Source organism: Streptomyces monashensis (genome assembly GCF_001866665.1).
In the GTDB taxonomy this organism is placed as follows: domain Bacteria; phylum Actinomycetota; class Actinomycetes; order Streptomycetales; family Streptomycetaceae; genus Streptomyces; species Streptomyces monashensis.
The window spans coordinates 284,861-299,649 of sequence record NZ_MLYO01000024.1 but is presented as its reverse complement, the minus strand read 5'-3'; the positions used below and the strand labels follow the sequence as shown (position 1 = coordinate 299,649).

Below are 14,789 nucleotides of genomic sequence, written 5' to 3'. Positions count from 1 at the left end.
ACCCCGTTTCCCCTGTCTGTCCCACCCGTCCGCGTACCGTCCTCGGAGCGTCCCTCGGACCGTCAGCGGACTGGCTTGCGGGCATCGAAGAGATGCCGGGTGCTGTGCGCCACGAAGGGCCCCTCTTGCCCGATGCGCTCGTGCAGCGCGCGGAGTTGGGGCTCGTACGCCGCCACCGTGAAGCCCGGGACCATCCACACCACCTTGCGCAGGAAGTGGACGACGGCGGCGATGTCGTGGAACTCCGTCCGCAGCCTCTCCGCGCGCAGCCCGACGACGTCCAGGCCGGCCGCCTCGGCCTCGGCCCGCTCCCGCTCGGGGTCCCGGCCGGCGCGCACCTCGGCGGGCAGCGGCCCGAGGAAGTACTCGACGAGCTCGAAGACGCTGGCCGGCCCGACGTGCTGGGCGAGATACGCGCCGCCGGGGCGCAGCACCCGGGCGATCTCGTCCCAGTACGGGCGCACCGGATGCCGGCTGAGCACCAGGTCGAAGGCCCCGTCGGCGAACGGCAGCGGCGCGTCGTCCGGGGCGGCGACGACCACCGCGCCGCGCGGCCGCAGCAGCGCGGTGGCCTTGGCGACGTTCGGCGGCCAGCCCTCCGTGGCGGCGACCAGCACGGGCCGGGCCGGCTCGGCGCGGCCCAGCGCGAAGTCCAGCACCTCACCGCCTCCGGTCTGGATGTCGAGCACCGCCTCCGCCCGGGCCAGCCGCTCCCCCGCCAGCACGGCGTACCCCCACGAAGGCCGCTCCTCGGTGGCTCGCCCCTCGAACCACGAGAAGTCCCAGCCCTCGGTCGGCACGGCGGCCCCTTCGGCCACGAGGTCCTCGAAAGAACGATGTGTCGGCATGGCGGTCATACCCGCATGATCGCAGTCCGGTGTCGGTACGGCCTGCTAATTTCCGCGCCCATGACGACCTCCGGAACGGCCCCTGCGCCGACGTACTCCGCCGACGAGAAGCAGACACTGCACGCGAGCCTGGACCGGCACCGGGACGCGGTGCTGTGGAAACTGGAGGGCCTCGACGACGAGCAGCTGCGCCGGCCGATGACACCGACCGGCACGAACCTGCTGGGCCTGGTGAAGCATCTGGCCGCCGTCGAGTACGGCTGGTTCGTGGAGACGTTCGGCGGACGGGCCGAGCCGTTGTGGTTCGACCCGTACGACGACATGCGGACCACCCCCGAGGAGACGACGGAGCAGATCATCGCCTTCTACGGCCGGGCCCGCGCCGCCGCCGACGTGGTGATCACGGAGCTGCCGCCGGCCACGCAGGGCCGCCCGGCCTGGCGGGACATCACCGTCAGCCTGCGCTGGACGCTCGTCCACATGGTCGAGGAGACCGCACGGCACGCCGGGCACATGGACATCCTGCGGGAACTGATCGACGGCACGACGGGCGACCACCCGCCGCGCCGGGGTACGACGGGCTGAGCGGATGCGGGCGGGCGGTCATGGGGGGCCGGCCGTCTCCGGATTGGCCGTCTCCGGACGGGCCAGGGCGTACGCCGCGTCGGCGGTCGGCGCGTCGAGCAGCCCGGCGGTCAGCAGCCGCCGGGCGGGGGCGGCCACGGGCACCCGCTCCGGCCGGTACCGCGCCTCCCACACCTCCGTCAGCAGCCCGCCGAACCGCGCGAGCGGCCGCAGCGCACCGGACAGCGGTCCCTCTCGCCGTGCCCCGCGGGCGGGGCCCCGGCGGGGCGACGGCCGCCCGGCTGCGGTTGCGCCCGACGGCGACGACGTTCCCCTCCGGGTCGTACAGCACGGCCCCGACAGGTCGGCTTCCGGCCCGCAGCGCTTCCCGGGCCGGTGCGAAGGGGAGCCTCCAGGGGGCCGGGAGGACGTCGGTGCTCACGGCCGGGGGGCGGTTCGTACCAGGGGCCGGACCTCCTCGGCGGTGAACCGGACGAAGCGCTCCGGGTCGGGTTCGTCGCCGGTCGGCTGGAGCACGACGGTGCCGGCACCGGCCTCGGCGAGCCGCCGTACGGCCTCGGCCACGGTGGCCGCGTCACCGGCGACCCCGAGGTCCGGCACCGACTCCAGCCCCTCGGCCGCGAGTTCGGCCCGCAGCCGGGCCTCGGCGTCGGCGCCCGTGGCGGTCAGCAGGTAGGCGACGACCCGGTGCGGTTCACCGGCCCGCCCGGCCTCCCGCTGCCCCTCCTCGATGAGCCGCCGCGCCTGCCGTACGCCGTCCGGCGGGGTGGCGGCGGTGAGGACGGCGCCGTCGGCCCTGGCGCCGGAGAGGCGGAGGGTGCGCGGCCCGGTGGCGCCGGCGAGGACGGGTACCGCCGACGTCGGCGGCCAGTCGAGGGCGACGTCGTCGAGGGACACGTACCGCCCCCGCACGGTGAGCCGTTCGCCGGCGAGGAGCGCGCGCAGGGCGTCGAGATGCTCGCCGAGGAGGGTGAGCGGCGAGGCGGGGCGGGCGCCGACCTGGCCCATCCAGTCCTGTACGCCGTGCCCGACGACGAGGGTGGCGCGGCCGGGGAACATACGGTGCAGGGAGGCGGCCTCCATCGCGGTGAGGGCCACGTTCCGCAGCGGGACGGGCAGCAGTCCGACCCCGACCCGCACCCGCTCGCTCCAGGCGAGCGCCGCGGCGGCGGTCGAGATCCCGCCCTCCCGGAAACAGTCCTCCCACAGCCACAGTTCGTCGAGCCCCGCCTCGTCGGCGGCCCGGACGACGGCCCGCAGCCGCTCGGGAGGAAGCTGGGGACGGAAGACGGCGCCGAGTTCAGTCATGCCGGCCTTCCTAACGGGGGAGGAAGGGGAACGGCAACGTGTTTACGGATCAGGAGTGTCGAGCGGGAGGGGCGGGCGAGCGGATGAGCCGACGGCGCTGGCGGGACGGGCGGGGCAGGCTGGTCGTGGGCACGGACGCCGCCGGACCCGGTACGTCCGTCCCCCTGGAGATCGCGGCCTCCTACCGGGCCCGCACGAAGGGCCTGCTGGGCCGGGACGCGATCGACGGGGCGATGCTGCTGACCCCGGCGAGCGGAGTGCACACGTTCGGCATGCGCATCCCGATCGACGTCGCCTACCTGGACCGCCGCCTGACCGTCCTCGCCGTCCGCACCATGCCCCCCGGCCGCCTGGGCCGACCCCGCCTGCGGTCCCGCCACGTGCTGGAGGCGGAGGCGGGGACGATGGCGGGGTGGGGGGTGAGGGCGGGGGTGCGGGTGAGCGTGGAACCAGGGGGCGTTGACAGTGGGTCGGTACGAGGTGGGTGAGCAGTTCTAGCCCTGGGTGCGCGGGAACGACACCTCCACCCGCCGGTTCTTCCTCCGCCCCTCCTCCGTGGAGTTGTCGGCGATCGGGTACTGCTCGCCGTAGCCGCGGACCTCGAAAGTGATGTTCGGGTCGTTCAGGTCCTGGTCCAGGACGGCCTGGACGGCGTTGGCGCGCTGGCGGGACAGGACGTCGCCGTGGGCGGCGGAGCCGAGGTTGTCGGTGAAGCCGAAGACGCGGATCCGGGTCGCGTTCTGCTTCTTGATCTCGTCGGCGATGGTGGTGATGCGGGACTTCGCGTCGTCGCTGAGCTTGGCGCTGTCCTTGCTGAACAGGACCTCGGCCTGCAGTGCGAAGGTGACGTCCGCGTTGGTGTCCTCGCGGCGTTCGTCCCCGCTCTGCTCCTCCACGACCGACTTGATGTCCAGCACCTTGGGCGCGGCCAGGGTGGCGCCCTCGGGGAGCTTCAGGTTCGGCGAGGTGGGGTCGATCTTCACCGGGGCCGCGGCGGACGGCGCGGTGTCGGGGGGCTGGCTGGGGTCGGTGCCGTCGGCCCGGGCCGGGGTGGCGGTGAGCAGCAGCGTGGCGGCGGTGAGGGTGAGCGCGAGACGGGTGGGGGTCACTGGTGCCTCACCCGGAGATCTTGATGCTGGCGGAGGTGAACGTCGGCAGCTGGAGGGTCACTTCGGTGGTGTCCGTGGGCGGCGAGGGAAATTGCATGAACACCGGCAGGGCCTGGCCTCCTTGCAGCGTGCCCAGGCCGGTCGTGGTGAGCGGACGGCCTTCCGTGTCGCGGAGTACGTAGTAGCGCTTCCTGCCCTTGGAGTCGACGAGGGTGGCACCGCCCAGGGACGGGCCGTTCTTGGTGATCTCGGTTTCGTTGCCGCTGAGGGCGGCCGGGATGAGCAGCTCCTTGGCCGCGTCGTTCTTCAGGTTGCCGTTCACCGTGACGAAGCCACCGGAATCACGTTGCGCGGACGTGATCTGGAGCAGCAGGCCGCCCGACCCCCTCAGTTCGGCGAGCGGCTGGTCCGACTGGCCCTCCTGGGGGCTCGGGCCGGAGTCACCCGTCTTGGAGGCGGACGGCGAGCTGTGCGGCTTCTTGCCGTCATCGCCACCGCTGCCGCCACAACCCGTCACGCCGACGGCCAGACCGGCCGCGAGAGCCCACGCGACCACCCCCCTGCGGGCCTTCGCAGTGAACCGAATGCTCATCGCTCCGCTTCCTTCGTCATTCATCGTTCGCTTGTCGGTCGGCTCGCACGGCCCGGTCGGCTCAGCCGGCCAGGTGGACGTCGAAGAGGTCTTCGGGCTTCGGGAGCCCCGCCGGATCGTCCGGCTTGGGCTGCCAGACCTTGTCCTTGCAGGTGAGTTCGGGCAGAGCGGCGCCCTTGGCACCCGCGCCGGGAAGCTTGAACGTGCAGAGGGGTTCCATCTCGGCGACGGCATGCGCCGACGACCTGACGTTCTCCGTCCCGGGTACGACGGAATGGCCGACGGACTTGTTCGTCTCCACGTCGGCCCGGTACTTCAGCAGTTCCGGGGAGGAACAGGCGCTCAGCCGGGCGTCGTTCTGCGCGGCGAGGACCTGGGCCCGCCCGCACGGAGCGCCTGGGTCATCGATCCCCGCCCTGCCGTCGAGGATGTCCTGCCACTTCGTCGGGTCGAGCAGGACCTTCACCCAGGCGCCTGCGAGCTGGTCGCGTGTGTTCTGCGCAGCGGCGAGGGCTGCCGCGTCAGCGGCCGTCTGTGCTCCGCTCCTGTTCACGGAGGCCTGGCCGACGGCGAGATAGGCCAGAGCGAGAAAGAGCAGGCCTGCCACCACCGTGATGTAGATGGGGAAGGCCTGCCCTGCGTCGTTGCGCGGAGAGATCAGCCGCCGGTGACCTGGGCGATCTTGGTCCGGATCGCATCGAAGATCGTCTGCCCGATGCTCGTACCCGTGATCGCCAGCACGATCGCCACGACCACCGCGATGATGCCGAGGTACTCCACCGCGGTCTGGCCCCGGTCGCTGCGGGCGGCGCGGGTCTGCAGGTACGCGACGGTGGTGTTGAACCATTTGCTCACGGTTTTCCCCTCCAGCTTCGCCTCCGATCCGGGCACCGTACGGCCGGACGTGGCGGTGGCCACAGGGCCCCTGGGCCCAACTCCAGGCCCACTCCCCCATGTCACGCCACCCCCAGCCACTTCGCCGCGGCCTGGGATCTGGTGGTGGTCTGGAGCTTGGCGAAGATGCGGTTGATGTGGTTCTTGACCGTCTTCTCGCTGATGAAGCAGGCGGCGGCGATCTGCTGGTTGGTCATGCCGGACGCGATGAGGTCCATGATCTCCGCCTCCCTCGTACTCAGCCGGTACCGGGACCGGGACGACTGTCCCATGGATGGTTGCATATGCGAAAGACGTTTGGTTGAGCTTTCCTGTAAAATAGGGGGAAGTTGAGGGTCGGTGTATGCAGATGCACTTGACTTGATCCCTTCCAGCAACGCCTTCGCCGCCCCCGGCGTCACATGCGGCCGGCCCTCGCGCACATCCCGTACGGCCCGCACCAGCTGCTCCGTGGTGAACTCGCCGTGCACCAGATAGCCCCCCGCCCCCAGCCGCAACGCCTCCCGCACGGTCTCCGTCTCGTGGCTGTACGTGAGCATCATGACGGGGGCCAGTCGCACCAGGTGCGGCAATGCCGAGATTCCGTCGACCCCCGGCATCCGGACGTCGAGGAGGATGACGTCCGGGCGGTGCCGCAGCGCGGCTTCGTAAGCCTCGCGGCCGTCCGTCGCCTCCGCCACCACCGTGGTGTCCGCCCGCCCGGACAGCAGAGCCGTCAGGCCCGCCCGGACCACGGGGTTGTCGTCGGCCACCAGCAGCCGCAGCGGCGGTGCGGCGTCCGTGCGCGGCGGGAAGGGGTTCATCGGTGCCTCCTCTCGGGCCCGGCCACGATCGGCAGGGGAAGTTCGACGCGTACCTCCGTGCCCCGTTCCCGGTCGCCCCGGCCGATCCGGATCCGGGCGCCCGCCTGGGCCGCCCGCTCGACCATGCCGAGCAGACCGAAGTGGCCGGACGCCCGGAGCCGGTCCAGGGTCGTGTCCGGCGGCAGGCCGGTGCCGTCGTCGTGGACCGACAGGCGCAGCAGGTGGCCGTGGATCCCTGCCCGCACCTCGACGTGGGTCGCGGACGCGTGCCGCTGGACGTTCTCCAGCGCCTCCGCCGTGATGGACAGCAGGTGGCGGGCCAGGGGGGAGGGCAGCGGCAGGGGCGGGGCCTCCGGGGGCGGGAGTGCGCACGTCACCGGTAGGCCCGTGCGGGCCGTGAAGTCGTGGGCGTACGACCGCAGTTCGGGCCACAGCGGTGCCTCGTCGCGGCTCTCGGGCGCCGCCTCCTGGCGCAGATCCCGCAGCAGTTCTCTCGACTCCGCCGCCGCCCTGCGCGCCGAGCGGGACACCAGGTCGGCCTCGGACCTGACGCGGACCGGGTCGGGCGACTCGGCCGAGGCGGTGGCGGCCAGGCCGTCGGCCGCCAGGGCCACGCCGTACAGGGTCTTGGCCACGGAGTCGTGCATCTCGCGGGCCAGCCGGGCGCGCTCGGCGCTCACCGCCTCCGCCGCCGCGAGGCGTGCCTGGGTCGTCGTCAGGGCCTGGGTCGCGGCGCCGAAGCGGAGCATCAGGCCCCGCAGGGTCGAGCCCATGGCGCCGGAGATGACGCACAGGCCGGGCAGGAGCAGGGCCTCGGCCACCGGTGCGTGCCGGTCGGCCTTCAACGTGGCGTGGACCAGCAGCAGGATCAGGCCCTGCAGAGAGGCGAAGCAGGCCGCGCCGCGCCAGCTGTACACCAGCCCGGCCAGCAGCGGGGTGCACACGCTGACGTAGGCCAGCGTCGTGTCCGGGCCGGCCGAGACGAGGAGGAGCGAGCCGAGGAGGGTGTCGGCGGCGAGGAGGCTGGGGTGGCGCAGCAGGAGGGGGCCGAAGCGTTCCCAGTCGCGGAAGAGGACGTAGGACACCATGAAGGTGACGACCACGGCCACGCCGACCAGGCGGACGCCCAGCCCCGGGGCCGCGTGGAGCAGGGCCGCCGGTGCCGCCAGGGCGATCATCGCCAGCCGGAACCCGAAGACCTGCCGGCACAGCGCCTGGAGCGCGCTGACCTGGATCTTCTCGGAGGGTTCGGTCTGCCGTGCCGTCGTACCGGCCTCGGCTGCCGCACCGGCCGCCGCTTTCGGCCGACGTACGAACCAGCCGCCGATCCCGGTCAGCCGCCCCCCGATCCGCCTCAGCCGCACTCCGAACGGGCCGTCGGCCCCCCTCGGCCACGCGCCCGTCGGCCCCCCGCTCCGCTCCGTCGCCCCGGCCACCGTCATCTCCGTCTCACTTCCCCGTGAGCGAGCCGAAGTCCACGCCGGAGCCCAGGATCAGGCCGGCGCCCAGCAGGAGCATCGTGGCCGGGACCATGAACGTGGTGATCATCAGCGTGGCCTTCGGCACCGCGCGGGCGGCCTTGCGGCGGGCGTTCTGGGCGTCGGTGCGGCGCATGTCCTTCGCCAGGGAGACGAGCGTGTCGACGATCGGCGCGCCCAGCTCCTCGCCCTGCTGGAGTGCCGTCACGAACATCGCCACCTGCTCGGAGTCGTTGCGCCGCCGCAGCTCCGCGAAGGCCTGGCGGCGGCTCATGCCGAGGTCCATCTGGCGCAGGGTGATGCGCAGTTCGTCGGCCCAGGGACCCTCGTAGTGGGCGGCCACCCGGTCCAGGGCCTGACGGAAGCCGAGTCCGGCGCTGACCACGACCGCGAGCACGTCGAGGAAGTCGGGCAGGGTGCGCTCGATGACGTCCTTGCGGACCCGGATCGCCGACCAGATGCCGACCTCCGTCCAGAACGCGCCGAAGAGCAGCAGCAGTACGGCGACGAACCACTGGCCGCGCAGGAGGAAGACCAGGAAGCCGACGAGGCCGAGCGCGCCGTAGACCGCCCGCCGGGCCGCGTAGCGGTCTATCGTCAGGCCGCCGGGGTTGCCCGCGAGGTCGATCTTGCGGCGGTAGCGGGCGACCAGGCGCGGGCCCATCAGGCGCAGCACGGCGGGGGCGTAGCGCATGCCCATGCGGTCGATGACCGAGCCGACCGCGCCGGTGCGGGTGGCACCGACCTCCAGGGCGACGGCGAGGTCGCCGGGGAGCTTGGCGTCCGCGCGGTACATGCGCAGACCGGCGAAGACGCCCCAGACGCCGAGGCCCATCAGCAGCGCGAGCAGGATTCCCGTCATCGGACCCACCATCGGATCGTCCGCCCCCTCACACGTCGATCCGGCTCAGGCGCCGGATGAGGACGAAGCCGACGGCGTACATCGCGAAGGCGACGACCACGCAGGCCTGGCCGACCGGTGAGCCGGTCATGCGGTCCAGCGCGCCGGCCTTGACGCCGTTCATCAGGAACAGCGCGCCGACGCCGAGGACGGGCACGGCGTACGACGTCATGGTCACCTGGGAGAGCTGGGTGCGGATCTCGCGTCTCGTCTCCTTGCGCTCCTCCAGCGTCTCGGTCAGGTTGCGCAGGGCGCCGACCACCTGGCCACCGGCCCGGTTCGAGAGGACGAGGGTCGTGACCAGGACGACCAGTTCACGGGACGGCAGCCGGTCGGCCAGTTCGCCCAGCGCGTCGTCCAGGGACTGGCCGATCGCCAACTGGTCGGAGACCTTGGCCAGTTCCTCGCCCGCCGGGGCCTCCAGCTCCTCGGCCGCCATGCCGATCGCGGTGCGCAGGGCGAGGCCGGCCTGGGTGGCGTTGGCCAGGATGCGGGCCAGTTCCGGGAGTTGGCCGATGAAGCGCTCGATGCGTTTCTGGCGCTGCCAGTTGAGGAACTGCACGGCCGCACCGATGCCGAGCAGGCCGGCCAGCGGCCCGAAGAAGGGGGCCAGGGTGGCCTGGCCGATCAGCCAGAGCGCGGCGACCACGGCGAGCATGCAGACGAAGAACTCGCCCGGGGTGACGTCCAGTCCGGTGGCGGCGAGCCGCCGTTCCAGCCAGCGGCCGAAGCGGGTACGGCGCAGTCGCCGGTCCACGTCGCGGAAGCGGCGCCGGCGGCCGCCTGCCGACTCCGGACCGGCGTGGGTGAGCCGGTCCACGAGGGCGGCGCGCTGGGCCCGGCCCGCGGCGTAGGCGTACAGCCCGGCCACCGCCAGGGCGCAGGCCAGCAGCGTCACACCGGTGGTGAGCTGGACGAGGGTGTGCAGTTCCATGGTCCTGGTCCTACCTGGCTTCTCGGGTGGTGAGCTGGGCCGCCGTGTGGGCCACGCCGAAGGCCTGCGGGAGGGGCTGGCCCGCCATGTAGAGGCGGTCGGCGGCGCGGCGCGGGAGGGGGAAGTACTGGAAGCTGCCGTACACCCGGCCGTCGGCCGTCATCGGCTGGGCGTCGAAGCGGGCGACCGTCGCCAGCCGGTACGGCTCCCCGCCGTGGCTGTCGAGCAGGGCGATCTCGGTGACGCGGCGGGCGCCGTCGCCGAACCGGGTGAGCTGGACGATGACGTCGACGGCGCTGTTGATCTGGTCGTGCAGCGCGACGAAGGGGACCTCGACGTCGGACATGGAGGCGAGGGTCTGCAGGCGGGTCAGCGCGTCCTCGGCGCTGTTGGCGTGCACGGTCGCGAGCGAGCCGTCGTGGCCGGTGGACATCGCCTGGAGCATGTCCAGGGACTCGCCGCCGCGGACCTCGCCGACCACGATCCGGTCGGGGCGCATCCGGAGGGAGTTGCGGACGAGGTCGCGGATGGTGACCTGGCCCTTGCCCTCGACGTTCGGCGGGCGGGACTCCAGCCGGACCACGTGCGTCTGCTGGAGCTGGAGTTCGGCGGAGTCCTCGATGGTGATGATCCGCTCGTGGGAGGGGATGAGCCCGGACAGGGCGTTGAGCAGGGTCGTCTTGCCGGTGCCGGTGGCGCCCGAGACGATGATGTTGAACTTCGCCTGCACCAGCCCCGCCAGCAGATACACCATGTGCTCGTCCAGCGAGCCGAAGGAGATCAGCTCCTGGAGGGTGAAGGAGCGCGGGAAGCGGCGGATGGTGAGGATCGGGCCGGTCAGGGACAGCGGCGGGATGATGACGTTCACGCGCTCGCCGGAGGGCAGGCGGGCGTCCACCATCGGGTTCGACTCGTCGACCCTTCTGTTCACCGTGGACACGATCCGCTCGATGGTCTGCATCAGCTGGTCGGCGGAGACGAACCGCAGCGGCAGCTGCTCGACGCGGCCCCCGCGCTCGACGAAGATCGCGTCGGGGCCGTTCACCATGATCTCGGTGATCGACGCGTCCTCCAGCAGCGGCTCCAGGATGCCGAGGCCGAGCGCCTCGTCCACCACCCGGCGGATCAGCTGAGCGCGCTCGGCCGTCGACAGCACCGGGCCCTCGCGGCTGATGATGTGTCCGAGCACGCGCTCCAGCCGCGCCCGGCGTTCGGCCGCCGCGAGCGAGCTCATCTCCGCGAGGTCGATCTCCTCCAGCAGCTTGGCCCGGTAGGAGGCGACCAGATGGCCGTCCTCGCCCCGGCTGCCGTGCTCCTCCGGAGTGCCGATGCGTGCCCGCAGGCTCATGGAATCGCTTCTCCCGGGTCAGTGGTCGAGGGGCATGGTGGCGGTCTTGGTGGCGTCGCCGAAGTCCCAGACGATCTTCGGGATGCGGACGGTGGCCGTGACGGTCACGGAGTCGCCGCCGGCGCCGGACGAGCAGCTCACCGTGATGCCGCCGCTGACGGCTCCGGCGCAGGCCTGCTGGGCGTCCTGCCGCAGGGAGGCGGCCCGCGCCCCGGCCCGGGCCGCCGTACCGGCCTGCTCGGCGGCGTAGGCGACGACGCCGATCTGGATCCCGGCCAGCGCGACGATCAGCAGGACGGGGATGAACCCCAGGTACTCGATGGCCACTTGGCCGCTGTCCCGGCCACGGAGGCGACGGCGGTACGGCATCTCAGTGCTTCACCTCCTCCACGGCGCCGGCGTGGCCGGTCACCGTGGCCGGGAAGTCGATCAGGCCGGGGAAGAGGACGGGGACGTGCAGCCTGACGTCGGCCGTCACATAGCCGCTCCCGTCACACGTCACGCCGGCACTCCCCCTCCACGCCGCCGACAGGTCCTTCAGCCCCGCCGCCGAGCAGGCCGCCTGCCGCGCGCCGCCCGGCGCCGCCGCCGTACCCGCCCGTACCGCCTCGTCCGCAGCATTCCCGGCGAGCACGAAGGTGTACCCCACGAGTACGGCCTGCCACACGAGCACCAGGGTCAGCACGATGAGCGGCGTCATCCCGAGGAACTCGATGCTGACCTGCCCCCGGTCCCCACCGGGTCTTCTCATCACCCGCTCACTCCTTCCGCCGCCGGAATCCCACCGCGCCCCGTCCGCCGCCCCGGTGGGCCCCCTCGGCCGCCGCCTTCACGAGGCCCAGCTCTGCGGCGAGCGCCCACAGCGCCTGCTTCACGGTGCTCCTGCTGTCGAGTTCATGGACCCGCCCCGCGTCCACGACGGCCTGAAGTTCCCTGAAATTGGCGGGTACGGCGGTGCGCGCGAGCGCCGTGCCCGTGATGCGCCGGACGAGCGCGGGCTGGATCTCCGAGCTGCGCGCCAGCCGGTTGACGACGGTCGTCGTCTCCTCGGCCTTGCGGATCTGGAGCCGGTCCCACATCCGTACGGTCCGCTTGGCCGCGCGTACGGCGATCACGTCCGGGGTCGTGACCAGCAGCGCGGTGTCCGCCATCTCCACGGCCGCCGCGCCCGCGCCGCTCAGCTGGGCCCCGCAGTCGACGACGACGACCTCGTAGCGGGAGCGCAGGGCGCGGACGATCTGCCGGGCGGCGCGGTCGCCGACCTCCTCGCCGCGCTCTCCCTCGGCGGGGGCGAGGAGCAGGGCGAGCCCGGTGTCGTGGCGGAAGACGGCGTCGGCGAGGACGCGGGGCGAGATGTCGGTGATCGAGGCGAGGTCGGCGACGGACCGGCGGAACTGGATGTCCAGGTAGGAGGCGATGTCCCCGGTCTGCAGGTCCAGGTCGACCAGGGCGGTGGGCCGGCCGGAGGCCTGCGCGGCGAGGGCGAGCTGGATGGCGGCCAGCGTCGTGCCCACTCCCCCCTTGGCGCCGCTGACCGTGACGACCGTGCCGCCGACGCCGCCCAGCACGTCGGTGCCGTGGCCGAGATGGCGCCGTACCCCGGTCGACCACTGGGCGACGGCCTGGACGCGGCCGGCGAGTTCCTCGTACGACAGCGGGAGCGCGACCAGGCCGCGGGCGCCGGCGTCCATGGCGGCGGCGAACAGCCCGGGGCCCGCGTCGGTGGTGACGAGGATGACCCCGACGGCCGGGAAGCGGAGCGCGACCTCGCGGATCAGGTCGAGGGCCGGCACCGGGCCGACCCGTTCATGGACGACGACGACCTCCGGCAGCTCCTCCACGGACTCGGCGGCGAGCCGGGCGAGGGTGTCGAGGAGCTGGGTGGAGTCGACGACGGGCGGCTGCGGTTCGGCGTCGGGGAGCTGGCTGAGGAGGGTGACGAGGGAGCGGACGGCGTCGGGGTCCGCACCGGCCGGGAGGATCCTGGTGGGCATGCGGGCCGCCTCTCACTTGTCCGTCGCGAGTTGGTACGTGCGGTCCTTGTCCGGAACGCTGGTCTCGCTGCCGGGGGCCACCAGGGCGAGCCGCACGCGCTGGGCGAAGGACTCGGCGTAGGTGATGCGCTGGGCGTCGAGGGTGGACAGCGCGAAGGTGATCGGGACGGCCTCGCTGAGCTGGCTCTGACTCTGGCTCTGGGGCTGGTTCTTGGTGGAGTCGTCGAGGGCGGTGATGCGGCCGACGTCGAGGACCCGGGCATTGGTGACGATGATCTTCGACTGGTCGGGATCGCCGTTGTTCTTCCCGGCGAAGGTGGCGTACACGTTCACCCGGGACCCCGGAGTGATCTTCCCCGCGACGCCGGTCGCCGCGTCGATCATGATGGCGACCTCCTGCTGTCCGGGCTGGAGGGCGGGCTGGTCGACGATCATGTCGGTCTGGAGGAGCGACCCGGCGCGCAGCGTGGTGACGGCGATCTTGCCCTGGATCTGCCGCAGGTCGGTGACGGCGTTGCCGGACAGCCACCGCTTCGGCATCTCGATCTTCTCGAACTGGCCGGTGTCCAGGGCGGTGTACGGCTTCACGTCGGACCTGACCCGGTAGGCGCTGACCTCGGGCCCGACCTTGGAGTCGACGTTGTGGACGACGGAGAGCACGCCGGCGAACGCGCCGAGAGCGCACAGGACCGACAGGATCAGCAGTATCACGCCGCGGCGCTGACGGGAGTTCATGAACCGTGCAACCTCATTGGGGGAATCGGCCGGCGGGACGGGGACGTACTGGTCTTGCGTTGTCTGGTCAGGCGGGCGAGCGCTGTTCCAGGGCGCGGGGTGCGGCGGGTTCGTGGGCGGGCGGGGTGGCGGAGCAGAAGACGCACAGGTCACCGATGACGTCCAGGCCGCACCAGTGACAGCTGGTCTGCCGTACGGAGGTGACCAGTTGGTAGAGGACCGACAGATCGGCGAGGTGGCCGCAGAACTCGATCACCCGGCCGGTGCCCCACCAGTCCCGGGACTCGGCGGGCAGCGGGACCTCGCGCAGACCGTGCACGCTCCACTGCCCGCCGAGTCCGCCGACCCACTCGCTCTCCAACCGCCCCTTGGCGACGAGCATCCAGGTGCTGAACTCGGGCCCCTTGAGCGCGGCGCCGGGCGCGATCCTGACGAGCTGCGGCTCGGGGTGGGCCAGCACGGCGAACTGGCTGCCCGGCACCCAGGATCTGGCATGGGCCTTGAGCCCCACCGGCACCCTGTCCAGGCGCGCGACCGAGCCCAGCACCGCCCCGGCGTGGAGGTAGTGGGTGAGCAGCCGCCCGGCGGAGGCGAGGATCCCCGGGCTCAGATCGCAGGAGGCGAGCTGGCGCAGCTGCCGGGCGAGCACGGCGATGCCGAGCGGGGGCAGTCCGGGCCGGAGGAAGGCGACACGGTCGCTCTCCAGCAGCGAGCGCAGGGTGTGCAGCCGCTGCATGACGGTCGCGGGCGTAGCGCGGGAACAGACGACGACCAGGTACCCGTACTGCTCGATCAGGGCGTGGAGTTCCACGACCGCCTGCTCCAGCGGCTTCTGATCGATACCGCTCAGCACGACGGCGGGCACGGTCCGTTCGTCCTGGGCCGGCAGCGCCATGTCGGCACTGGTCACGGCGATGGCAGTTGGCACGCGCAGCTCCCCGCTCTTCACACCCGCCGGCCGTCCGGAGCCACTCCCGTGACGCCGGGACGACTTCACTGCGTGACTACCTGAGCACTGTATCCACGGCCGTATGGCCGGAGAACAGCGTTTGTGAAGCTCGCGTGGAACTCTCTTGGCACAAGGACCGCGCAAGTCCCGCCAAAACAGGACAGGTTGAGCGCGGCCCCGAAATCCATTTTGGTCTGGACCTCTTGACACCCGAATTGGTCTGGACCAAATTGTCAGCCCAGCGCCGGCAACCATCCCTCCCCACTTCCCTCATCTCCCCATCTCCCCCATCTCCCCTCCCGGAGGCCCCA

The 14,789-nt window shown here is 72.3% G+C and carries 18 protein-coding genes; 2 read left to right on the top strand and 16 right to left on the bottom strand.

Annotated elements, in window-relative coordinates:
- Positions 1–62 precede the first annotated feature (62 nt).
- Positions 63–857, bottom strand: coding sequence for a class I SAM-dependent methyltransferase (locus BIV23_RS15050; RefSeq protein ID WP_071381321.1), 795 nt, complete (start codon positions 855–857; stop codon positions 63–65).
- A 51-nt stretch (positions 858–908) separates the two neighbouring features.
- Here BIV23_RS15050 and BIV23_RS15045 point away from each other — a divergent pair, with 51 nt between their 5' ends.
- Positions 909–1,433: a DinB family protein gene (locus tag BIV23_RS15045; RefSeq protein ID WP_071381320.1), complete on the top strand. Its 525-nt coding sequence runs from the start codon at positions 909–911 to the stop codon at positions 1,431–1,433.
- A 417-nt stretch (positions 1,434–1,850) separates the two neighbouring features.
- Here BIV23_RS15045 and BIV23_RS15040 read toward each other — a convergent pair whose 3' ends face one another.
- Positions 1,851–2,741, bottom strand: coding sequence for an LLM class flavin-dependent oxidoreductase (locus tag BIV23_RS15040; protein ID WP_071381319.1), 891 nt, complete (start codon positions 2,739–2,741; stop codon positions 1,851–1,853).
- A gap of 83 nt (positions 2,742–2,824) precedes the next feature.
- Between BIV23_RS15040 and BIV23_RS15035 the strand changes: the two genes are divergently transcribed.
- Positions 2,825–3,229 (top strand): DUF192 domain-containing protein, encoded by a 405-nt coding sequence (locus BIV23_RS15035; RefSeq protein ID WP_071381318.1) that lies wholly within the window; start codon positions 2,825–2,827, stop codon positions 3,227–3,229.
- Positions 3,230–3,235: 6 nt separating this feature from the next.
- On the opposite strand, the gene BIV23_RS15030 is transcribed toward BIV23_RS15035, so the two are convergent.
- From BIV23_RS15030 to BIV23_RS14965, 14 genes are all read right to left on the bottom strand, one after another.
- A complete protein-coding gene (locus BIV23_RS15030) occupies positions 3,236–3,850 on the bottom strand; it encodes an OmpA family protein (protein ID WP_071381317.1) in 615 nt (204 codons plus the stop codon).
- 7 nt (positions 3,851–3,857) lie between these two features.
- Positions 3,858–4,442: a hypothetical protein gene (locus tag BIV23_RS15025; RefSeq protein WP_071381316.1), complete on the bottom strand. Its 585-nt coding sequence runs from the start codon at positions 4,440–4,442 to the stop codon at positions 3,858–3,860.
- A gap of 61 nt (positions 4,443–4,503) precedes the next feature.
- Positions 4,504–5,100, bottom strand: coding sequence for a pilus assembly protein TadG-related protein (locus BIV23_RS15020; protein WP_079173169.1), 597 nt, complete (start codon positions 5,098–5,100; stop codon positions 4,504–4,506).
- On the bottom strand, positions 5,100–5,297 hold the full coding sequence (locus tag BIV23_RS15015; protein WP_071381377.1) for a Flp family type IVb pilin: 198 nt from the start codon (positions 5,295–5,297) through the stop codon (positions 5,100–5,102). Before BIV23_RS15015 ends, BIV23_RS15020 begins: the two co-directional genes overlap by 1 nt.
- Positions 5,298–5,398: 101 nt before the next feature.
- Positions 5,399–6,139, bottom strand: a complete 741-nt coding sequence (locus BIV23_RS15010) for a response regulator (RefSeq protein ID WP_071381315.1) — start codon at positions 6,137–6,139, stop codon at positions 5,399–5,401.
- Complete coding sequence (locus BIV23_RS15005) at positions 6,136–7,581, bottom strand: sensor histidine kinase (protein ID WP_245790524.1); 1,446 nt, start codon at positions 7,579–7,581, stop codon at positions 6,136–6,138. The genes BIV23_RS15010 and BIV23_RS15005 overlap by 4 nt, the downstream gene beginning before the upstream one ends.
- Positions 7,582–7,588: 7 nt before the next feature.
- Complete coding sequence (locus tag BIV23_RS15000) at positions 7,589–8,479, bottom strand: DUF5936 domain-containing protein (RefSeq protein ID WP_177239898.1); 891 nt, start codon at positions 8,477–8,479, stop codon at positions 7,589–7,591.
- Positions 8,480–8,507: 28 nt separating this feature from the next.
- Positions 8,508–9,452 (bottom strand): type II secretion system F family protein, encoded by a 945-nt coding sequence (locus BIV23_RS14995; protein ID WP_071381313.1) that lies wholly within the window; start codon positions 9,450–9,452, stop codon positions 8,508–8,510.
- A 10-nt stretch (positions 9,453–9,462) separates the two neighbouring features.
- A complete protein-coding gene (locus BIV23_RS14990; RefSeq protein WP_071381312.1) occupies positions 9,463–10,800 on the bottom strand; it encodes a TadA family conjugal transfer-associated ATPase in 1,338 nt (445 codons plus the stop codon).
- Between the two features lie 18 nt (positions 10,801–10,818).
- Positions 10,819–11,169, bottom strand: coding sequence for a TadE/TadG family type IV pilus assembly protein (locus BIV23_RS14985; protein ID WP_071381311.1), 351 nt, complete (start codon positions 11,167–11,169; stop codon positions 10,819–10,821).
- Between the two features lies 1 nt (position 11,170).
- On the bottom strand, positions 11,171–11,551 hold the full coding sequence (locus BIV23_RS14980) for a pilus assembly protein (RefSeq protein ID WP_071381375.1): 381 nt from the start codon (positions 11,549–11,551) through the stop codon (positions 11,171–11,173).
- Positions 11,552–11,558: 7 nt separating this feature from the next.
- The gene (locus BIV23_RS14975) at positions 11,559–12,794 is read right to left on the bottom strand and encodes a CpaE/TadZ family protein (protein ID WP_071381310.1); all 1,236 of its coding nucleotides are present in this window, start codon (positions 12,792–12,794) and stop codon (positions 11,559–11,561) included.
- Between the two features lie 12 nt (positions 12,795–12,806).
- Positions 12,807–13,529: a Flp pilus assembly protein CpaB gene (gene cpaB, locus BIV23_RS14970; RefSeq protein ID WP_071381309.1), complete on the bottom strand. Its 723-nt coding sequence runs from the start codon at positions 13,527–13,529 to the stop codon at positions 12,807–12,809.
- Positions 13,530–13,596: 67 nt separating this feature from the next.
- A complete protein-coding gene (locus tag BIV23_RS14965) occupies positions 13,597–14,424 on the bottom strand; it encodes a hypothetical protein (protein WP_245790534.1) in 828 nt (275 codons plus the stop codon).
- Positions 14,425–14,789: the final 365 nt, after the last annotated feature.